The 19616-nt window shown below is 69.8% G+C and carries 18 protein-coding genes; 4 read left to right on the top strand and 14 right to left on the bottom strand.

The features are described from left to right. Nucleotides 1-59 precede the first annotated feature (59 nt). A complete protein-coding gene (locus EDD92_RS06990; RefSeq protein WP_185123952.1) occupies nt 60-338 on the top strand; it encodes a hypothetical protein in 279 nt (92 codons plus the stop codon). Between the two features lie 29 nt (nt 339-367). Here the strand turns inward: EDD92_RS06990 and EDD92_RS06995 are convergent, their stop codons facing one another. From EDD92_RS06995 to EDD92_RS07050, 12 genes are all read right to left on the bottom strand, one after another. Next, the gene (locus EDD92_RS06995; RefSeq protein WP_123963496.1) at nt 368-1087 is read right to left on the bottom strand and encodes a FadR/GntR family transcriptional regulator; all 720 of its coding nucleotides are present in this window, start codon (nt 1085-1087) and stop codon (nt 368-370) included. Continuing rightward, a complete protein-coding gene (locus EDD92_RS07000) occupies nt 1078-2079 on the bottom strand; it encodes an aldo/keto reductase (RefSeq protein WP_123970303.1) in 1002 nt (333 codons plus the stop codon). Before EDD92_RS07000 ends, EDD92_RS06995 begins: the two co-directional genes overlap by 10 nt. A 48-nt stretch (nt 2080-2127) precedes the next feature. Further along, nucleotides 2128-3165, bottom strand: a complete 1038-nt coding sequence (locus tag EDD92_RS07005; RefSeq protein WP_123963497.1) for a sugar kinase — start codon at nt 3163-3165, stop codon at nt 2128-2130. Further along, entirely contained in the window at nt 3162-3794 is a 633-nt protein-coding gene (locus EDD92_RS07010) for a bifunctional 4-hydroxy-2-oxoglutarate aldolase/2-dehydro-3-deoxy-phosphogluconate aldolase (protein WP_123963498.1), read from the bottom strand. The genes EDD92_RS07005 and EDD92_RS07010 overlap by 4 nt, the downstream gene beginning before the upstream one ends. Continuing rightward, nucleotides 3791-4552: an SDR family NAD(P)-dependent oxidoreductase gene (locus EDD92_RS07015; protein ID WP_123963499.1), complete on the bottom strand. Its 762-nt coding sequence runs from the start codon at nt 4550-4552 to the stop codon at nt 3791-3793. Before EDD92_RS07015 ends, EDD92_RS07010 begins: the two co-directional genes overlap by 4 nt. Then, entirely contained in the window at nt 4549-5592 is a 1044-nt protein-coding gene (locus tag EDD92_RS07020) for a zinc-binding dehydrogenase (protein WP_123963500.1), read from the bottom strand. Before EDD92_RS07020 ends, EDD92_RS07015 begins: the two co-directional genes overlap by 4 nt. Continuing rightward, nucleotides 5589-6026, bottom strand: a complete 438-nt coding sequence (locus EDD92_RS07025) for an RbsD/FucU domain-containing protein (RefSeq protein WP_123963501.1) — start codon at nt 6024-6026, stop codon at nt 5589-5591. Before EDD92_RS07025 ends, EDD92_RS07020 begins: the two co-directional genes overlap by 4 nt. Beyond that, entirely contained in the window at nt 6017-6919 is a 903-nt protein-coding gene (locus tag EDD92_RS07030) for an amidohydrolase (protein ID WP_123963502.1), read from the bottom strand. The genes EDD92_RS07025 and EDD92_RS07030 overlap by 10 nt, the downstream gene beginning before the upstream one ends. After that, entirely contained in the window at nt 6912-8246 is a 1335-nt protein-coding gene (locus EDD92_RS07035; protein ID WP_123963503.1) for an L-fuconate dehydratase, read from the bottom strand. Before EDD92_RS07035 ends, EDD92_RS07030 begins: the two co-directional genes overlap by 8 nt. A gap of 94 nt (nt 8247-8340) precedes the next feature. After that, a complete protein-coding gene (locus tag EDD92_RS07040; RefSeq protein ID WP_123963504.1) occupies nt 8341-9384 on the bottom strand; it encodes an ABC transporter permease in 1044 nt (347 codons plus the stop codon). After that, a complete protein-coding gene (locus EDD92_RS07045) occupies nt 9377-10939 on the bottom strand; it encodes a sugar ABC transporter ATP-binding protein (RefSeq protein WP_123963505.1) in 1563 nt (520 codons plus the stop codon). Before EDD92_RS07045 ends, EDD92_RS07040 begins: the two co-directional genes overlap by 8 nt. Before the next feature lie 43 nt (nt 10940-10982). After that, a complete protein-coding gene (locus EDD92_RS07050; RefSeq protein ID WP_123963506.1) occupies nt 10983-12047 on the bottom strand; it encodes a sugar ABC transporter substrate-binding protein in 1065 nt (354 codons plus the stop codon). Between the two features lie 432 nt (nt 12048-12479). Between EDD92_RS07050 and EDD92_RS07055 the strand changes: the two genes are divergently transcribed. Beyond that, nucleotides 12480-14711 carry an alpha-L-fucosidase gene (locus tag EDD92_RS07055; protein WP_123963507.1) on the top strand — a complete coding sequence of 744 codons (2232 nt, stop codon included), beginning with the start codon at nt 12480-12482 and terminating at the stop codon, nt 14709-14711. Between the two features lie 171 nt (nt 14712-14882). Beyond that, nucleotides 14883-15836, top strand: coding sequence for an expansin EXLX1 family cellulose-binding protein (locus EDD92_RS07060; protein WP_123963508.1), 954 nt, complete (start codon nt 14883-14885; stop codon nt 15834-15836). 70 nt (nt 15837-15906) lie between these two features. Here EDD92_RS07060 and trpC read toward each other — a convergent pair whose 3' ends face one another. Continuing rightward, nucleotides 15907-16692 (bottom strand): indole-3-glycerol phosphate synthase TrpC, encoded by a 786-nt coding sequence (trpC, locus tag EDD92_RS07065; RefSeq protein WP_123963509.1) that lies wholly within the window; start codon nt 16690-16692, stop codon nt 15907-15909. A 464-nt stretch (nt 16693-17156) separates the two neighbouring features. Here trpC and EDD92_RS07070 point away from each other — a divergent pair, with 464 nt between their 5' ends. After that, nucleotides 17157-19181, top strand: coding sequence for a non-reducing end alpha-L-arabinofuranosidase family hydrolase (locus tag EDD92_RS07070; protein ID WP_123963510.1), 2025 nt, complete (start codon nt 17157-17159; stop codon nt 19179-19181). Between the two features lie 47 nt (nt 19182-19228). Here EDD92_RS07070 and EDD92_RS07075 read toward each other — a convergent pair whose 3' ends face one another. Further along, nucleotides 19229-19612, bottom strand: coding sequence for a VOC family protein (locus EDD92_RS07075; RefSeq protein ID WP_123963511.1), 384 nt, complete (start codon nt 19610-19612; stop codon nt 19229-19231). Between the last annotated feature and the right edge of the window lie 4 nt (nt 19613-19616).

Consider the following 19616-nt stretch of genomic DNA (forward strand, 5'->3'; position numbering starts at 1 on the left):
CGGTACCTCCACGTGATCGGCCACTCCTTCGGCTGCCGCTTCCTCTGCGAAGCCGTCCAATGGAAGGCGCCTTTGTGCGGGGCCGGTGGTCGCCGCCTACTCCCAGCACGACCGCGGGCTTCTGGCACCTGCGGGCGAAGAAACGGGCCGGCATCGGCCCTGCGGCCATCGGGACCGCGCCCGCCCCCGTGTCCGGCAGCCGCATGCAGGGCACCGGCAACACGTACCCCATGGACGACCTCGATCACCGCTTCGTCGGCGTCGACGCGCGCGAGACTTCCGATCTGCAGCCGGAGACCGCGCACCTCCCGCTCTCCCTCGCCGATCACTCGCGCTGAGGGATCGGCGGGGGCGGGCAGTCAGTCCGTCACTTCCGCGCCGTCCCGAAGGGCAGGGGTTCACCCGAGCGCAGGTGTTCCCGCAGCCACTGCTCGGTGTTGCTGACGTGCAGCAGGGCGGCGGCCTGGCTGAGGGCGGCGTCACGGGTGGACAGGGCGTTGAAGATCGCCTCGTGCTCGGCGAGGGTGCGGCCCGCGGCCTTGTCGTCGACCAGACCGCGCCAGATGCGGGCGCGCAGGGTGCGGCCGGAGATCCCTTCCAGGAGGGTGAGGAGGGTCTCGTTGCCCGTGGCCGAGACGACGGCACGGTGGAAGGCCGCGTCGTGGGCGTTGAGCTGTTCGACGTCGTCGCGGGCCTCGCGCATCGCGTCCAAGTGCCGCTTCACTTCGGCCAGTTGGGCATCCGAGATCCGGGTGGCGGCAAGGGCCGTGGCGAGCGGTTCGAGGAGCCGCCGTACCTCCATGAGGTCCTGCAGGGCGACCGAGTCGCCCTGCAGCAGTTCCACCGCGCCGCCGAGCCCCTCCAGGAGCAGGCTCGGCTGCAGGCTGGTCACATACGTGCCGTCGCCGCGCCGGACCTCCAGGACGCGGGCGACGGCCAGGGCCTTGACCGCTTCGCGGGCGAGGTTGCGGGACAGCCCCAACTGTGCGGCCAGGTCCGGCTCCGGCGGGAGCTTCGAGCCCGGCGGCAGCGCGCCGGTGCGGATCAACTCCCGGATCTGCTCGATTGCCTTGTCCGTCAGAGACACCGCGCGTCCCTCCCGCCACCGCGCCCCACGAGCGCGTCCGACCTGATCAGCCCCTGAGTGCGGAGATCGTCCCAGAGGGCGTCCGGGACGCGCTGATCATGGAGTTCCACGTTTCGTCCGACCTGTTCCGCAGTCCGCATGCCGAGGGTGACGTTGATGATACTGGGATGCGTGTGCGGGAAGGCGATCGCGGCGGCGGGCAGGGTGGTCCCGTGCGCCTCGCAGACGTCGGCGATCGTCCGGGCGCGGGCGACCAGAGCGGGCGGGGCGTCCTGGTAGTCGTACTTCATGCCCTCGGCGGGCCGGTCGCGGGAGAGCAGTCCCGAGTTGAAGACACCCACCGCCACCACGCTCTTGCCCAGTTCCCGCGCGGCGGGCAGGACGTCGTCCAGCGCCGACTGGTCCAGGAGCGTGTAGCGCCCGGCCAGCATCACCACGTCGGCGGCGGTCTCGCGCAGGAGGCGGGCGAGCATCGCCGACTGGTTCATGCCTGCGCCGATCGCGCCGATCACGCCCTGGTCGCGCAGTTCCGCGAGGGTGGGCATGGCCTCCTCGGCGGCCTGCCGCCAGTGGTCGTCGGGGTCGTGCAGGTAGACGATGTCGAGGCGGTCCAGGCCGGTGCGCTCCAGCGTGTCCTCGATGGAGCGCAGGACGCCGTCCCGGCTGAAGTCCCACTGCCGGCGCAGGTCGTCCCGTACGACGAAGCCCTCCGTGTCGACTCCGCCCGGTTCCTCGTTGGGCACGAGCAACCGGCCCACCTTGGAGGAGACGACGTACTCGTCCCTCGGGCGCCCTCGCAGAGCCGCGCCCAGGCGGCGCTCGGAGAGGCCGAGGCCGTAGTGCGGTGCGGTGTCGAAGTACCGTATGCCTGCCTCCCAGGCCGCGTCGACGGCGGCCGTCGCCTCCTCCATAGGGGTGACGCGGTACAGGTTGCCGATCACGGAGGCCCCGAAGCCGAGATCGGTGAGCGCGACGGACGTGTTCTGGATCATCCCTTGGTGCAAGACGTGCTCCTGGAGTGACGGGTGGTGGGGCGCGGGTCAGCGTCTGACGTGGGCCGAGCCGCCCGCGACGAGCGCCTCGACCTCGGCGAGCGAGGCCATGGACACGTCTCCGGGCGTGGTCATGGTGAGCGCACCATGGGCGGTGCCGTAGGCCAGGGCCCGTTCCAGGTTGGTGCCGCCCAGCAGTCCGTGGATCAGACCGGCGGCGAAGGCGTCGCCGGAGCCGATGCGGTCCAGGACATGCAGGCCGAGCATCCGCGGGCCGGTGACGAAGCCCGTTTCGGCGGACCAGGCGGCCGAGGACCAGTCGTTGACTCCGGCCGAGGGAACCTCGCGCAGGGTGGTCGCCAGTACTTTCGCCGCGGGCAGCAGGCCGGCCACCTCCGCGAGCGCGTCCGCCACCTCGTCGGCTCCGAGGCGCTTCTGGCCCGGGCAGGTGCCGGCCAGGCCGAGGGCGCCCACCACGACGTCGGCCTGCCGGGAGAGCCGCAGGTCGACCTCGCGTGCCCGTTCGGCGCCGCCCCGGCCGGCCCAGAGGCTGGGGCGGTGGTTGGGGTCGTAGGAGACGGTGACCCCGTGACGGCGGGCCGCCGCCATGGCCTCGTCCGCGACGTCCGCCGTGGTGTCGGACAGGCCCGCGAAGATGCCGCCCGTGTGGAACCAGCGCACCCCGGCCGAGAACACCGACTCCCAGTCCACGTCCCCTTTGCGCAGCTGGGAGACGGCGGTGTGCGCGCGGTCGCTGACGCCCAGCGCACCGCGGATGCCGTAGCCGCGTTCGACGAAGTTCAGGCCGTTGCGGGCGGTACGGCCGATGCCGTCGTCGCGCACCCAGCGGATCAGCGAGGTGTCGACACCGCCTTGGAGGATCAGGTCCTCGACGAGCCGGCCAACGGCGTTGTCGGCGAGGGCGGTCACGACGGCGGTGCGCAGGCCGAAGCAGCGGCGCAGTCCGCGGACGACGTTGTACTCGCCGCCGCCTTCCCAGACCTGGAAGGTGCGGGCGGTGCGGATGCGTCCCTCGCCCGGGTCGAAGCGCAGCATGACCTCGCCGAGGGCCAGCACGTCGGTCACCTCATGCTCCTTTCCACGGCGTCGGCGGTCAGCCGGCGGATCTCCTCGTAGTCGCCGCGCTCCAGGTGGTCGGCGGTGGCCATCCAGCTGCCGCCGACGGCGAGCACCGCCGGATCGGCGAGGTAGGCGGCCATGCGGTACGCGTCGATCCCGCCCGTCGGGACGAAGCACACCCGGGGGAAGGGGGCCGCGAGCGCTCGCAGCGTGCGCAGGCCGCCGAGCGGCTCGGCGGGGAAGAGCTTGACGGTGTCGAGGCCCGACTTCAGTGCGCGCATCAGCTCGGTGGCGGTGGCGATGCCGGGCACCACGGGTACCCCCAGCTCGCGACACTTCGCGACGACCTCCTCGTCGAAGCCGGGCGAGACCACGAAGCGGGCCCCGGCCGTCACGGCCCGCTCCGCCTGCTCGGGGGTGAGCACCGTGCCGGCGCCGACGACGAGGCCACCGTGGGCGGCCATCGTCTTGAGTACCTGCTCGGCGCCGGGGGTGCGGAAGGTGACCTCGGCGCACCGGGCGCCGCCCGCCGCGAGCGCGTCGGCCAGCGGGCCGGCGGTCACGGTGGACGGCACGGTCAGCACCGGCAGGAGGCGGGCTCCGTCCAGTACGGAAGCCAGGTCGGTGCCGCTCATCGGCCCAGCCATCCGCCGTCCACGGGCAGGACGACGCCGTGGACGTAGGCGGCGGCCTCGGAGGCGAGGAACACCGTGGCGCCCGCCAGGTCGTCGGCGTCCCCCCAGCGTCCGGCCGGGATGCGGTCCAGGATCGCTCGGCTGCGCACCGGGTCGTCCTGCAGCGCCTGGGTGTTGTCGGTGGCGATGTAGCCCGGCGCGATGGCGTTGACGTTGACGCCGTGCGGGGCCCACTCGTTGGCCAGGGCCTTGGTCAGGCCGGCGATGCCGTGCTTGGCGGCGGTGTAGCCGGGGACGGTGATGCCGCCCTGGAAGCTGAGCAGCGAGGCGGTGAAAATGATCTTTCCCTGGCCGCGGGTCACCATGGTCGTGCCGACCGCACGGGTCAGCGTGAACTGCGCGTTGAGGTTGACCTGGAGCACCAACTCCCAGTCCTCGTCGGCGTGTTCGGCAGCCGGAGCGCGGCGGATCGTGCCCGCGTTGTTGACCAGGATGTCCACCGGCCGTTCACGCCCGGCCAGGTCCGCGCCCAGGGCCCGCACGGCCTCGGCGTCGGCGAAGTCGGTCCGGATCGCCTCGAAGGTACGGCCCGCGGCGTGGACGTCCTTCTCCACCGCGCTGCCGGACTCCTCCAGTGACGCGCTGACGCCGATGACGTCCGCGCCGGCCTCGGCGAGTGCGCGGGCCATGGCCCGGCCGATGCCGCGCCGGGCGCCGGTGACGACCGCGAGCTTTCCGCTGAGGTCGAAGGCGGTCATACGGCGGCTCCCTGGGTGTCGTCGGTGCAGTCCACGAGGATCTTCATCACGTCGCCGCCGCCCTCCAGCGCCTCGAAGGCGGCGGGCGCCTGGGTGAGCGGCACGACCTTGCTGATCAGCCGCTCAGCCGGGATCGTGCCCTCGGCCACGAGTTCCACTGCGCGCTCGAAGTCACCGCGGTCGTACAACCGGGCGCCGACGAGGGTGAGTTCGCGCCAGAAGAAACGGTGCAGGTTGACCTCGCGGGGGCGGGGGTGGATGGCGACGAGGCAGAGCCGGCCCCGCACTCCCAGTACGTCGACCGCCGTGTCCACGCCGCCCGCCGCGCCGGACACCTCGAAGGCGACGTCCGCGCCCGCGTCCCCGGTCCACTCCCGCACCAGCTCCGGCACGTCGTCGTCGGCCGGGTTCCAGGACGTCAGTCCCAACTCCTCGGCGAGCAGCCGGCGGTGGGCGTTCAGCTCCACGATGCGCACGTCGGCGCCCGCGGACCGCGCGACCAGTGCGATGAGGACGCCCACGGGGCCGCCGCCGACCACGACCGCCTTCTCGCCGTCCTGCACGGCGGCCCGGCCCACGTCGTGCACGGCGACCGCCGTCGGTTCGACGAGTGCGGCCCGGTCCAGGGGCAGGGTGTCGGGCAGTCGTATCAGGGTGGAGGCGGGGACGGTCCAGCGCTGCTGCATCGCGCCCGGGGAGTCGATGCCGATGAAGTCGAGGTGCTGGCAGACGTGTTGGTGGCCGGCACGGCAAGCCGGGCAGGTGTCGTCCCAGCGCAGCGGCATCACGGTGACCGAGTCGCCGGGCCGCCAGCCCTCGACGTCCGGGCCGACGCGTACGACACGGCCGGACATCTCGTGTCCCAGCACGGCGGGCGCGGCCACCCGGGCGTCCATGTCGCCGTGGAAGATGTGCAGGTCGGTGCCGCAGATGCCGACGAAGGCGGGGGCGAGTTCCACCTCGCCGGGGCCGGGCGGCGCAGTGCGTGCGGGAGCGGTGTCCAGGGTGCGGGCGGACGTGTAGCGGACGGCGAGTGTCATCGTGTCGTCAGGGTCCCTTCAGCGCGGACGCCGATGGTCAGCAGCAGGTTGGCGTAGGTGCGGGTGTCGGCGGTGACGATCGCCAGGGCCAGGTCGGGCGAGCGGGCGGCGTCGTAGAACTCGAAGCGGCCGAGCGTGTCGACCGGGAGGGGCGCCAGCATCGAGCGGTACTCGGCGATGGCGGGCGGCTCCGGTTCGCCCTCGGGCGGCACCATCACGTGCGCCGCCTCGACGGGCAGGGCGCGCAGCAGGACGTCGAGCACGGTGGTGACGTCGAGCAGGCCGGGGGCGAGGTTGAGGTGGACGGTTCTGGCGCGCTCGCCGGTGGCGGTGCTGGCGGGGTAGTGGCCGTCGGCGAGCAGGACACGGGCGCCGTGGCCGGCTCCGGCCAGGGATGCGAGGATGCCGGGGTGCAGCAGTTCGGTCAGGAGCACGGCGTCGCCTTCTTCGTCGGGGCGGGGGTCAGGTGGTAGAAGGCGGTCGCGGTGCCGGCGAGCACCGCCTGGGTCTCCGTGTCGGAGCAGTCGTCCAGGAGTTCCTCGACGGTGGCGGCCCAGCGGTTCCAGCCGCCGGCGAGGACGCAGACGGGCCAGTCGGAGCCGAACATCAGCCGGTCGGGACCGAAGGCGGAGAGCAGGACGTCCCACACCGGGCGGATGTCGTCGGAGGTCCACTTCTCGTGGTCGGCCTCCGTGGCCAGACCCGACACCTTGCAGTGGACCTGGGGATGCCCGGCCAGTTGCCGCAACTGCCGTTCCCAGTCGGCCAGTTCCCGCCGTGCGACGGAGGGCTTGCCCGCATGGTCCAGGACGAGCGGCAGCTCCGGCAGCCGTTCCGCGAGGCGGATCGCCTGCGGGAGCTGGTGGGTGCGGACCAGCAGGTCGTATCCGAGACCGCGTTCCGCGACCGCCCGCAACCCCCGTTCGACGTCCGGGCGTTGGAGCCACCGCGGATCGGACTCGCCCTCCACGACGTGCCGTACGGCCCGCAGGTACCGGCCTGCGGGCCCGGCAAGCAGGCCGTCGAGTACGTCGCCGATCTCGGGGGACGTCAGGTCCGCCCAGCCGACCACGGCGCCGATCAGCGGATCGCTTTCGGCCAGGGCGAGCAGGTCACGGGTCTCGGGCACGGAGGCGATGCACTGCACGACCACTGTGCTCGTCAGTCGCCGTCCGGCGATCGGCCGGGTCGCGGCCGAGCGCAGGGCGTGTGAGCTGAAGTTGCGGCGGATCGGCTCGTGACCGGGCTCGTCCAGCCAGGGCTGCGGCCTGAGGTCCAGGTCCCACACATGGTGGTGGGCGTCGACGAGGGCCGGGGTGTCAGACACGGGCGGTCCAGACGGGGCCGTCGGGGTAGGCGTACTCCTTGAGGGACTCGGCGTGCATCTGCGCGCTCAGGCCCGGCAGCGTCGGCGGCAGGTAGTGGCCGCGGGCGATGCGCACCGGGTCGACGAAGTGTTCGTGCAGGTGGTCGACGTACTCGATGACGCGGTCCTCGGTGGTGCCGGAGACGGCGACGTAGTCGAACATCGACAGGTGCTGCACCATCTCGCACAGGCCCACGCCGCCGGCGTGCGGGCAGACCGGGACGCCGAACTTGGCGGCGAGCAGCAGGATCGCGATGTTCTCGCCCACGCCGCCGACCCGTGCGGAGTCGATCTGCACGATGTCGACCGCGCCGGCCTGCAGGAGCTGTTTGAAGACGACCCGGTTGGCGATGTGCTCGCCCGTGGCGACCTTGATGGGGGTGACCGCCTTCCGGACCGCGGCATGGCCGAGGATGTCGTCCGGGGAGGTGGGTTCCTCGATCCAGTACGGGTCGTACGGGGCCAGGGCCCGCATCCAGTCGATGGCGGGCTGCACGTCCCATCTCTGGTTGGCGTCGACGGCGATGCGGATGTCCGGGCCGACCGTCTCGCGGGCGGTGCGCATGCGCCGTACGTCGTCCTGCAGGTCCGCGCCGACCTTCAGCTTGATCTGGGTGAAGCCGTCGGCGACGGCCTCGCGGGCCAGGCGGGCCAGCTTCTCGTCGGAGTAGCCGAGCCAGCCGGGGGTGGTGGTGTAGGCGGGGTAGCCCCGGTCGAGCAGGTGGGCGATGCGCTCCTCGCGGCCGGGCTCGGCACGGCGCAGGATCTCCAGGGCCTCCTCGGGGGTGAGGGCGTCGGAGAGCCAGCGGAAGTCGACCTGCGCGACCAGTTCCTCGGGCGACATCTCGCCGAGGAAGCGCCACACCGGCTTGCCCGCACGCTTGGCCGCGAGGTCCCAGGCGGCGTTGACGACCGCGCCCGTGGCCATGTGGATGGCGCCCTTCTCCGGGCCCAGCCAGCGCAGTTGCGGGTCGTGGACGAGGGAGCGGGAGAAGGCGCCGAGGTCGGCGCAGACCTCTTCGACCGAGAGGCCGACCACGTGCGGGGCGAGTGCGGCGATGGCGGCGGCCTGCACGTCGTTGCCGCGGCCGGTGGTGAAGGCCAGGGCGTGGCCCTCCAGTCCGTCGGAGGCGTCGGTGCGCAGGACGACGTAGGCGGCGGAGTAGTCGGGTTCGGGGTTCATCGCGTCCGACCCGTCCAGGTGCTCGGACGTCGGGAAACGCACGTCCAGTACGTCCAGGGCGGTGATGCGGGCAGAGGCCGGTGAAGCGGACAGGGCGGATGACATGGCGGCAACTCCTGTGACGGCAGGGGCGATACGGCCCCTTGCGACGAGATGGCGGTGCGGCGGGGGTGCCGGGCGGCCGGGCGGGCCGCCCGGTTCACTCCTGGACCTTGCCGCCCGTGATGCGTGAGATGGCGAGGGCGACCAGGATGATCAGGCCGTTGAGAGCGCCGATCCACTGCGCGGGGACGCCCGCCAGCGTGAGCACGTTCTGGATCATGAAGAGCAGCAGGATGCCGCAGAAGGCCCCGAACATGGTGCCCTTGCCGCCGTTGAGGCTGATGCCGCCGATGACTGCGGCGGCGAAGACGGTGAAGATGTAACCGTTGCCCTGTGCGGAGGCGACCGAGGCCAGGCGTCCGGAGAGCATCAGCCCGGCGAGGGCGGCGAGCAGGCTGCCGGTGACGATGACGATCCACAGCACCCGGTCGGTACGGATGCCGGCGGCCTTCGCGGCGTCGACGTTGCCGCCGATGGCGTACAGCGAGCGGCCGAAGCTGGTCCAGCCGAGCACTACGATCGCAATCGCGAACAGCGCCAGGCAGATCCAGATGGAGGCGGGCATCCCGAACCATTCGGCGGTGCCGGGGTAGAGCATCGACTGCGGCAGCTGGAAGAAGGTCTGGCCGCCGGAGATACCGGTGAGGACACCGCGCAGCACGATCAGCATGCCGAGGGTGACGATGAAGCCGTTGAGGCCGAAGCGGATGATCAGCAGCGAGTTGACGACGCCGACGAGCGCGCCCACGGCGAGGGTGACGGGGATGGCCCAGGCGCCGGGGAGCAGCCCGAGTCCGTGTCCGGCGCCGGCCGGGACGACCAGCCAGGCCGCGACACCGGGCGCCAGGCCCATCGTGGACTCCAGGGAGAGGTCCATCTTCTTGACGATCAGGATCATCGTCTGGGCGAGGACCAGCAGGGCCATCTCGGACATGGTCTGCAGGACGTTGATGAGGTTGTCGGCCTGCAGGAACACCGGGTTGACGATCTGTCCGACGATCGCGATGACCACGATGGCCGGGACGAGCGCGAGGTCGCGCAGCCGGGCCAGGGGGATGCGGCCGCCGAGCAGCGCGGTCCGCTTCGCCTCGGGCTCCGGGGCGCCCGCCGCGGCGGTGTCCACGAGGACGGTTTCAGGCATGGAGGTCCACTCCTTCCATCGCGGCCACGAGGTCGTGGTCGTGCCAGCCGCGGGCGATCTCTGAGGTCACACGGCCCTGGAACATCACCAGGACCCGGTCGCACATGCGCAGGTCGTCCAGTTCGTCGGAGGCGATGAGCACTCCGGTGCCGGTCTGCGCGGTCTCCTCGACCTTGCCGAGGAGGAACTCCTTGGAGCGCACGTCCACGCCCGCGGTCGGGTTGATCAGGACCAGCAGCCGGGGGTCGTTCGCGAGGGCGCGGGCCATGACGACCTTCTGCTGGTTGCCTCCGGAGAGAGAGGAGACGGGCAGGTCGGGGCCGGGGGTCTTGATGGCCAGGTTCTCGATCATGCCCTCGGCGAGCCGGTCCCGGCGGGTGCGGCTGAGGAAGCCGTTCGCACCGATCCGCTTCGGCACGGACAGTGTGGCGTTGTCGGCGATCGACATGTCGGGTACGAAGCCCTGGTGGTGCCGGTCCTGCGGGACGAACCCGGCGCCTGCGGCGAGCGCGGCGGGCACACTGCCCGGCCGGGGCCGACGCCCGGCGATCTCCACCTCCCCCGCCGCTGCCGCCCGCAGCCCCACGACGGTTTCGGCGACCTCGGTGCGGCCGCTGCCGGCGGCCCCCGCGAGGCCGACGATCTCGCCGGCGCCGATCTGGAAGCTGACGTCGTCGTACCCCTCGCCCTGCAGCGCGCGGATGTTCAGTGCGGCGGTGGCGCCGGGGTCGAGGGTGGCGGCCCGTTCCTCGCGCCGGTCGGCCGCTGCCTCGCCGGTCATGGCGGCGACGAGTTCGGCGCGGGGGAGGTCCGCGACCGGGGCGGTGACGATGTGCCGGGCGTCGCGGAACACGGTCACCATGTCGCAGATCTCGTAGACCTCCTGCAGGTGGTGGCTGATGAACAGGAAGGTGACGCCCTGGCGTTGCAGGTCGCGGATGCGGTCGAAGAGGCGGTTGATGGCCGCCCCGTCGAGCTGGGCGGTCGGCTCGTCGAGGATGATGAACCGGGCACCGAAGGACAACGCGCGGGCGATCTCGACGAACTGCCGCTGCTCGACGCTCAGTTCACTTGCGGGAGTCTGCGGGTCGACGTTCACCGACCAGGCCGACAGCAGGTCCTGTGCGCGGCGGCGGGTGGCCCGCCAGCTGATGAGACGGCTCGATCCGTGGTCGTGCCGGTTCAGGAAGAGGTTCTCGGCGACGGTCAGCGTGGGGATGATCGTCGACTTCTGGTAGACGCAGGCCACGCGCCGGCGCCAGGCGTCGCGGTCGCCGAGCCGGGGGGCCGGCTCGCCGCCGAAGGTCACCGTTCCCTCGTCGGGGGCCTGAAGGCCGGTGAGGACGGACACCAGCGTCGATTTGCCGGCTCCGTTGCGGCCGACGAGCGCGTGGGTCTCGCCGGGCCTGATGGTGATCCGGGCGCCGTTCAGGGCCACCGTCGGACCGAATCGTTTGACCATGCCCGTCGCCTCGACGACGGGCGGGGCTGCCGGGGCCCGCCCGTCGTCCGCCGGGGCGGGCGCGGGGGTGACTGCTCGCTCCCCGTCGCTCATCTCAACCGCCTTGTACTCGTGGGCCGTTGTGTTCGGAGGGGGATCAGCCGAGGTTGTTGCCCCACAGCGATTTCTCGTCGCTCTTGACGCTGGGCACGCCGCCGTAGGTGGCGCCGTCGGCGGTGACGAGCGGGGCGGAGAGCTGGTCCTCCAGCACGCCCTCACGGACCTGGATGATGGTGCTGTCGTGGTCGGTCTTGCCGGGCTTGAACGTCTTTCCGTCGATGGCGGCCTTGAGGTAGTACAGGGCGTACTTGGCGTAGAGGTCGGCGGGCTGGGAGACCGTGGCGTCGATCTTCCCGGCGGCGATGGACTTGAGCTCCTCGGGGATGCCGTCGTTGGACACGATGAAGACGTGTTTCTTGTCCTTCGGATCCACCAACAGGCCCTTCTGCTTGAGCAGCTGGAGCGTGCCGGACAGGGCGAAGCTGGACTCCATGTAGACACCCTTGATGTCCGGGTTGGCGGTCAGGTCGGTCTGGAGCTTCTGCGCGGCGACCGCGCCGTCCCAGTTGGTGGCCTCGCCGAGCACCTTGATGCCGGGGTAGTTCTTCTTCATGCAGTCGTTGAACGCCTCGGTGCGGTCACGGCCGTTGATGGAGTCCAGGCCGCCCTCCAGCATGACGACCTTGCCCTTGCCGCCGAGCTTGGTGCCGAGGTACTGGCAGGCCTTCTCGCCGTAGGCGCGGTTGTCTGCACGCACCACCATGAACACCTTGCCGGTGTCGGGGCGGGTGTCGACGGTGACGACGGGGATCTTCTTCGCCTCCAACTGCGCGAGGGTGGGCGCGATGGCGGCGGTGTCCTGCGGGGCCATCGCGATGCCCTTGACGCCCTGGCTGATGAACGTCTGCGCGTTGGCGGTGAGCTTGGCGACGTCGTTCTGCGAGTTGGTGGTCTTCAGGTCCAGGCCCAGCTGCTTGCCGTACTGGGGCGTGTACTTGATGTAGGAGTTCCAGAAGTCGGTGTCGGAGCGCGGGTAGTCGACGCCGACCAGCGGCTTGTCGCCCGACGACGCCGAGGTGGTGGAGCCGCTGCTGCACGCACTGAGCAGAGCCAGTGCGGACAGCGCGGAGACGGCTGAACAGAGGGCGGTTCTGAGTCTCATCGATGCTTCCTCGCGCTCGTCCCTGGGCGGGAGATGTTTCGCCTCGACGACATCTGTGTATCGCCGCGCGATAGAGATGGGATGTTTATAGGCTCGGCTCCGACGCGTTGTCCAGCCCCTTGCTCAAGCCATTAAGAAGTACCAGCTCAGAGGCGGCTCTCCAGGAACACGAGCTATGACCCGGAGACGAGATCCATCCCATCAATCGTTCCGGTTGAATGCTTGGGTCAACCACGAAGGCTCTGACAGACATGCCATGTTTGGGCGGCCCCAAATCGCCTCACAAGACACACAAGTGTGACGAACTGCCCTGCAGAACAGCGTCTTTCATCCCTGCACGCATGTTGACATCCCAAGGAGACATGGCCGACCTTCATGCGTAACAAGCGCCGCTCCACATTCCCCTGTCCCCTTCTGCACCAGGGATGTTCCATGTCAAGTTCGCTCAGCAGACGCCACTTCCTGGCCGGCGCCACCTGCGTGGCCGCTGCCGCTGTCGCCGGAGGTGTGTTCGGTGCCGGCACAGCCCAGGCGGCGCCCAGCACGTACACACCGGACTGGAACTCGGTCGACCAGCACCCGCCGGCCCCGGAGTGGTTCCAGGACGCGAAGTTCGGGATCTACTTCCACTGGGGCGTCTTCAGCGTCCCCGCGTACGACAGCGAGTGGTACCCGCGCAACATGTACCAGGCGGGCAGCAACGCCAACCAGCACCACGTCGCGACCTACGGTCAGCCCTCGGCATGGCCGTACCACAACTTCATCGACGGAGCGCGGGACCTGGCGGGCAACTTCGTGAAGTTCGCGCCGAAGCTGAAGTCGGCAGGCGGGAACTTCGATCCCAACGAGTGGGCGCAGCTGTTCGTCGACGCGGGCGCCAGGTTCGCCGGCCCGGTCGCCGAGCACCACGACGGCTTCTCGATGTGGGACAGCCAGGTCAACGAGTGGAACTCGGTGAACAAGGGCCCGGGACTGAACCTGCTGCAGCTCTTCTCCACGGCCATCCGTGCCAAGGGCCTCAAGCTGCTGGTGGCCATGCACCACGCGTACCACTTCAACGGCTTCTACGAGTACGCCCCGGCCCAGACGGACCCGAGCCTCAAGAAGCTTTACGGGCAGCTGGGCTCGGCCGCGGAGAACCAGCTCTGGTACGACAAGCTCAAGGAGGTCGTCGACCGTGCCCAGCCCGACATCCTGTGGCAGGACTTCAAGCTGGACGCCGTCGACGAGACGCAGCGCCTGAACTTCCTGTCGTACTACTACAACCAGGCCAACAGCTGGGGCCGTGAGGTCGTCGCCACCTACAAGGACGGGTTCGACGACAAGGGCGAGGTCTTCGACTACGAGCGCGGCGGCCCGGCCGACATCACCACGCCGTACTGGCTGACCGACGACAGCATCTCCAGCAGCAGCTGGTGCTACACCCAGGGCATCGGTTACTACAGCATCCAGCAGATGCTGCACTCGTTCATCGACCGGGTCAGCAAGAACGGCAACATGCTGCTGAACATAGCGCCGATGGCCGACGGCACCATCCCCCAGGCACAGAAGGACGTCCTGCTCGGCATCGGCGACCATCTGAAGCGCTTCGGCGAGTCGATCTACTCGACCCGCGCCTGGAGCGTGTACGGAGAGGGCCCGACGAAGATGGGCGGCGGCGCCTTCACCAATCCGACGGCCGGCACGGCGCAGGACATCCGCTTCACCCGCAACAAGGACAACAACGTCCTGTACGCCACCGTCCTGGGCTGGCCGGGCAGCTCGCTGACGATCAAGACCCTCGACTCGGGCCGCATCAACCTGTCGTCGCTGACCTCGGTGAAGCTCCTCGGCTCCACCGCCGGCACCTACATCGACCTGCCCACGCCGGCCCAGAACTCCTCCGGCCTCACGGTCACCCTGCCCTCCTCCGCGCCGTACAGTGCGGGCGCCTACGTCCTGAAGCTCTCTTTCTCCGGCACCATCCCGGCCATGGTGCCGCTCGCCGGAGCCGCCGCCTTCGCGGACGTCAACTACACCGGCAGCTCCGCCACGTTCGCCCTCGGCGACCACACCGCGGCCGACCTGACCGCGGCGGGAGTGGGCCCGCGCAACATCTCCTCCCTCCGTCCGGCCCCCGGCTACCAGGTGATCGGCTACTCAGCAGACAACTTCACCGGCACCGCCTGGACGTTCACCGCCGACAACTCCGACCTCAGGGTCACCGGCAACAACGACCAGATCGCCTCGCTGAGGGTCCAGTTCAACCCGTCGACCTACTTCCGGCTGACCAACGTCACCGACGGTCTCGCCCTGGACAGCGGCGGCAACGTCGCCTCCGGATCGAACCTCAAGCAGTGGTCCTGGGACGGCAGCCCCAACCTCCAGTGGCAGGCGGTCGATGTGGGCGGCGGCTACTACAAGCTGGTCAACCGCACCAACGGCATGGTCGCCGACGGCTGGGGCGCCACCGCCGACGGCTCCGCCGCCCGGCAGGCGGCGTGGAACGGCGGCCCCAACCAGCAGTGGACGATCACGCCCCGGGGCGGCAACAGCTACTCGATCGCCAACCGCACCACCGGCCTGGTTCTCGACGGCGGCGGCAACGTCGCCTCGGGCTCCGTCACCAAGCAGTGGACCTACGGAAGCAGCACCAACCTGCTGTGGACCTTCACCGCGCTCTGATCCTCGGGACGTGTGAGCGGCTGCGGCGGCGTACTTCTGGTGCGCTGCCGCAGCCGCGTTCAGCCGGGGAGACCCGCGCGACCGACACGCCGAGAAAAACGTCGGCAACCTTTTCGCTGCCCGCGGCCACTGAGCAGTGCACCATCGGCTCCATCTTCCGAACGGACGGGTATGAAGACAGCGAGACAGGCCGCGCGGCAGCGCAGGCAGAGACGGCGACTCGTGCTGGGCACCACGTTGGCGCTGACCGCCGCGGGCGTTCTCGCCTACCTGGTCATGGGCGCGTTCCCGGGCCGCGGGGTGAATGCAGGGCCTGCCGCGGCCACACCCGCCACCACCACCCAGGTGACGGCCGCCGCCTCGACCGAGTCGCGCGCCGCGACCACGTCGGCGTCCCCGGCCACGACCGGCAAGCCGACGCCGACGGCCGCTGCGACCACCCCTGCAGCTCGTCCGTCGGCCAAAGCCAGCCCGCGCTCCCCCGGAACGGCGTCCACCACGACATCACTGTCAGGGCGGATTCGGCCCAGGACCACCTACACGGGCGTCGCCACCGCCTATGAGGCGGCCGACGGAGACGGGGCCTGCCTGTTCGGCCCCAGCGACAACCTCATGATCGCGGCGATGAACACCACCGACTACGAGACGTCCAGGGCGTGTGGCGCGTACGTGCTCGTGCGCGCGGCCAACGGCGCATCCGTCACCGTGCGGATCACCAACGAATGTCCGCTGCCCTGCGCACCCGGGCAACTCGACCTCAGCCAACAGGCCTTCGCCAAACTGGCCGACCTCAAGGTCGGACGGATACCGATCACCTGGAAGCTGCTGAGCCCCAGCACATCCGGCCCGATGTCCATCAGGTACAAGACCGGGTCCAGCCCCTACTGGTGCGGCATCCAGGTGATCGGTCACCGGAATCCGGTGGCGCGGCTGGAGGTCCGCACCCCGGGCGGCTGGCGACCGTTGCCGCGCACCGACTACAACTACTTCATTTCCGCCGACGGCAGCGGGTGCGGCGGCTCGATCAGAGTCACGGACATCTACGGGGAACGGCTGACCGTCAGCGGGATCGCACTGCGGCCGAACGTCGTGCAACCGACCCAGGTCCAGTTCGCCCGGCACTGATCGCCCCGGCCACACGGTCGATGGCTCGGCTCGGCTTTTCCAGGCACGTCCGCGGCCGAGCCGGCCGCCGTTACGCCCCGGCCGCCTCGATGAACTCGCGCACGGCGGTGCGCGGGTTCCCCGAGCGGACCAGTGCCTCGCCGACCAGGACCACGTCGGCTCCCCAACCGCGGTACTCCGCGACGTCCTCCGGGCCCGTCACTCCCGATTCCGCGACCCTGACCGTGCCTTCCGGAATGGCCGTCACGAGGTCGGCGAACACTTTGCGATCCACGTCCAGCGTCGTCAGGTCCCGCGCGTTGATGCCGAGGAGCTCGGCTCCTGCGGCCGCGGCACGCCGCACTTCCTCGGCCGTGTGCGCCTCCACGAGCGGAGTGAGACCCAACTCCTTGCACAGACCCATCAGATCGGCGAGTTGGCCGTCGTCCAGCGACACGACCATGAGGAGGGCAAGGTCGGCGCCGTGTGCGCGGGCTTCCCACAGCTGGTAGGGGTCGACGATGAAGTCCTTGCGCAGGACGGGCACATCGACCCGGGCGCGTACGGCGTCGAGATCGGCGAGGGAGCCGCCGAAACGCCTGCGCTCGGTCAGCACGCTGATCGCTGCGGCACCGCCGGCCGCGTACTGGGCCGCGAGGGACGCAGGGTCGGGGATGTCTGCCAGTGCCCCCTTGCTGGGGCTCTTTCGCTTCACCTCGGCGATGATGGACACCCCCGGAGCCCGGAAGGCGGGCAGCGGGTCGAGCGCGGGCGCCGCGTCCGCAGCCCGGGAGCGCAGCTCCGCCAGCGGCGTCGCGCGCTGACGCTCCTCCAGATCTTCGCGAACTCCCGCGAGAATCCCATCAAGAACGCTCATCGTCTTCTCCTTGTCAGGTCGCTGGGATCGATCATGACGTGCGTCCCTGCCGCCCGGACGACCGGGTGTGCCGTGCCTTCGCCGCCGGTATCGGCCCAGCCGTCTTGAGGTCCGAACTTTCGCTGGTCGTTCCGAAACTCAAGCGTCACGGATATTAGACAGGCGGACGAACATCTCAAACCTCACCACCGGAGCAGCTTCGCGTCGCAACCACCGAAGCCGACCCGAAGCGGCCCAACCGCAGCATCCGGCGACTGGCCTGCATCGTTCCGAGATCAGAGGCCTTCGAATGTTTCGAAGCAACTGACGAATCATGCGAGAGGTATTGACGAGCTTTACCGCGTCCCTATCATCCGAGGTGCTCGACAAGTCGACTAATGTTCGACATCCCGCACGAGAACTCGCACCTCCGAATGTCATGCACGCGTCAACGATCACCCGCACCCGACCGTACGAGGAGAAGAATGAACCCGCTGAAGCGGCTCGGCCGTCGCCGAGCCTCGGTCTTAGGTCTGCTCGCCGTGGCCGCCCTGGTGACACCCGGGACCGCCGCCGGTGCGCCCGGCCCCACGATCCAGGCATCCACGCTGGGTGCCCAAGCCGCACAGTCCGGACGGTACTTCGGGACCGCCGTGGCCGCCGGACGGCTCGGCGACGGCACGTACAGCCGGATCCTGGACCGCGAGTTCAACGCGGTCACGCCCGAGAACGAGATGAAGTGGGACACGACCGAGCCGTCCCGCGGCAACTTCAACTTCGGCCCCGCCGACCAGATCGTCAGCCATGCCGCGGCGCACGGTCAGCGGATGCGCGGCCACACCCTGGTCTGGCACTCCCAACTGCCCGGCTGGGTCAGCTCCATCAGGGACGCGAACACGCTGCGCAGCGCCATGAACAACCACATCACCTCCGTCATGAACCACTACAAGGGCAGGATCTACGCCTGGGACGTCGTCAACGAGGCCTTCGCCGACGGCGGCAGCGGCCAGCACCGCTCCTCGGTGTTCCAGAACCTGCTGGGCGACGGCTTCATCGAGCAGGCCTTCCGCACCGCACGGTCGGCCGACCCGGCGGCCAAGCTCTGCTACAACGACTACAGCATCGAGAACTGGAGCGACGCCAAGACCCAAGGCGTCTACCGCATGGTGCGCGACTTCAAGGCGCGGGGCGTGCCCATCGACTGCGTCGGCTTCCAGTCACACTTCGGCACCGGCGGCCCACCGGCCAGCTTCCAGACGACGCTGTCGAACTTCGCCGCGCTCGGCGTGGACGTACAGATCACCGAGCTGGACATCGCGCAGGCCTCGCCGACGGCGTACGCGAACACGGTGCGGGCCTGCATGAACGTGCCGCGGTGCAACGGCATCACCGTCTGGGGCATCCGCGACAGCGACTCCTGGCGCAGCGGGGAGAACCCCCTGCTGTTCGACCGCAACGGGAACAAGAAATCGGCCTACCAGGCGACGCTGTCGGCGCTGGGCGGCACGCCCGCGGCGCAGAAGGCCACCGCCCCGTCGACCCGGTCCGCCGCCGCGCTGCCCTCCCGCTTCTCATGGAGCTCCGGCGGCCCGCTGATCGCACCCAAACCGGACGCCACCCACAACATCGCCGGGATCAAGGATCCGACGGTCGTCCACTACAACGGCAAGTACCACGTGTTCGCCAGCGTCGCCAGATCCTCCGGATACAGCCTGGTGTACCTGAACTTCAGTGACTGGTCCCAGGCAGGCTCGGCCACGCACCACTATCTGGACCGCACCGCCATCGGCACCGGATACCGGGCCGCACCCCAGGTCTTCTACTACGCGCCGCAGCGCCTGTGGTACCTCGTCTACCAGACCGGCAACGCCTCGTACTCCACCAACTCCGACATCAGCAATCCCAACGGGTGGAGCGCCCCGCGCAACTTCTACTCGTCGATGCCGGACATCATCCGGCAGAACATCGGAGGCGGCTACTGGGTCGACATGTGGGTGATCTGCGACAGCGCCAACTGCTACCTGTTCTCCTCCGACGACAACGGGCACCTCTACCGCTCGCAGACGACCGTCGGCCAGTTCCCGAACGGCTTCACCAACACCGTCATCGCGGCCCGGGACTCCAACAAGTACGCCCTGTTCGAAGCGAGCAACGTGTACAAGGTGCAGGGCAGCAACCAGTACCTCCTCCTCGTCGAGGCCATCGGCTCGGACGGGAGGCGCTACTTCCGCTCCTGGACCGCGAGCAGCCTCGCCGGCTCGTGGTCGCCCCTGGCCGCGTCCGAGAGCAACCCGTTCGCCAGGGCGAGCAACGTGACGTTCCCCGCCGGCACCTGGACCCGGGACATCAGTCACGGCGAGATGATCCGCGCGGGCTACGACCAGACGCTCACGATCCCGTCCTGCAAGCTGCAGTACCTGTACCAGGGCAAGGACCCCAACGCCGGCGGTGACTACAACAGCCTGCCGTGGCGGCTGGGCCTGCTCACCCAGACCAATTCGACCTGCTGACCATGTGGGCCCCGCCGCTCGTGCGGGGCCCATCCCCCTCAGGGGAGTCAGGAAGTCATGGCGGCCCGGTCGGACTCGCTGCGCAGAACGCAGAATTCGTTTCCTTCGGGATCAGCGAGGACCGCCCAGCCGGAGCCATCAGGATTCCGGTGATCGGTGACGAAGGTGGCACCGAGGGCCAGCAGCCGTGCCACCTCCTGCTCACGCGAGGTCTCCGGGCGCAGACACAGATGGAGCCGGTTCTTGATCGTCTTGGCCTCGGGCACCTGGTTGAAGTGCAGCACCGGGCCTTCCGCCAGCAACACCTGCACCTCCGGATCACCCGGTTTGTCCTCCGGATGCAACGGACGGCCGGTCACCCTGCTCCAGAACCGGGCCAGCTCATAGGCATCCGCACAGTCGATCGCCACGTTCTGCACCACCGAGACCATGGGC

It is taken from the genome of Streptomyces sp. TLI_185 (assembly GCF_003814765.1).
Lineage (GTDB): Bacteria > Actinomycetota > Actinomycetes > Streptomycetales > Streptomycetaceae > Streptomyces.

What these genes read in the sequence shown, in the direction of transcription:
- EDD92_RS07075 (WP_123963511.1), bottom strand. Translation starts at nt 19,612, where the DNA reads ATGGTCTCGGTGGTGCAGAACGTGGCGATCGACTGTGCGGATGCCTAT.
- EDD92_RS07070 (WP_123963510.1), top strand. Translation starts at nt 17,157, where the DNA reads ATGAACCCGCTGAAGCGGCTCGGCCGTCGCCGAGCCTCGGTCTTAGGT.
- EDD92_RS07015 (WP_123963499.1), bottom strand. Translation starts at nt 4,552, where the DNA reads ATGACCGCCTTCGACCTCAGCGGAAAGCTCGCGGTCGTCACCGGCGCC.
- EDD92_RS06990 (WP_185123952.1), top strand. Translation starts at nt 60, where the DNA reads ATGGAAGGCGCCTTTGTGCGGGGCCGGTGGTCGCCGCCTACTCCCAGC.
- trpC (WP_123963509.1), bottom strand. Translation starts at nt 16,692, where the DNA reads ATGAGCGTTCTTGATGGGATTCTCGCGGGAGTTCGCGAAGATCTGGAG.
- EDD92_RS07050 (WP_123963506.1), bottom strand. Translation starts at nt 12,047, where the DNA reads ATGAGACTCAGAACCGCCCTCTGTTCAGCCGTCTCCGCGCTGTCCGCA.
- EDD92_RS07010 (WP_123963498.1), bottom strand. Translation starts at nt 3,794, where the DNA reads ATGAGCGGCACCGACCTGGCTTCCGTACTGGACGGAGCCCGCCTCCTG.
- EDD92_RS07045 (WP_123963505.1), bottom strand. Translation starts at nt 10,939, where the DNA reads ATGAGCGACGGGGAGCGAGCAGTCACCCCCGCGCCCGCCCCGGCGGAC.
- EDD92_RS07035 (WP_123963503.1), bottom strand. Translation starts at nt 8,246, where the DNA reads ATGTCATCCGCCCTGTCCGCTTCACCGGCCTCTGCCCGCATCACCGCC.
- EDD92_RS07000 (WP_123970303.1), bottom strand. Translation starts at nt 2,079, where the DNA reads ATGATCCAGAACACGTCCGTCGCGCTCACCGATCTCGGCTTCGGGGCC.
- EDD92_RS07060 (WP_123963508.1), top strand. Translation starts at nt 14,883, where the DNA reads ATGAAGACAGCGAGACAGGCCGCGCGGCAGCGCAGGCAGAGACGGCGA.
- EDD92_RS07040 (WP_123963504.1), bottom strand. Translation starts at nt 9,384, where the DNA reads ATGCCTGAAACCGTCCTCGTGGACACCGCCGCGGCGGGCGCCCCGGAG.
- EDD92_RS07020 (WP_123963500.1), bottom strand. Translation starts at nt 5,592, where the DNA reads ATGACACTCGCCGTCCGCTACACGTCCGCCCGCACCCTGGACACCGCT.
- EDD92_RS07055 (WP_123963507.1), top strand. Translation starts at nt 12,480, where the DNA reads ATGTCAAGTTCGCTCAGCAGACGCCACTTCCTGGCCGGCGCCACCTGC.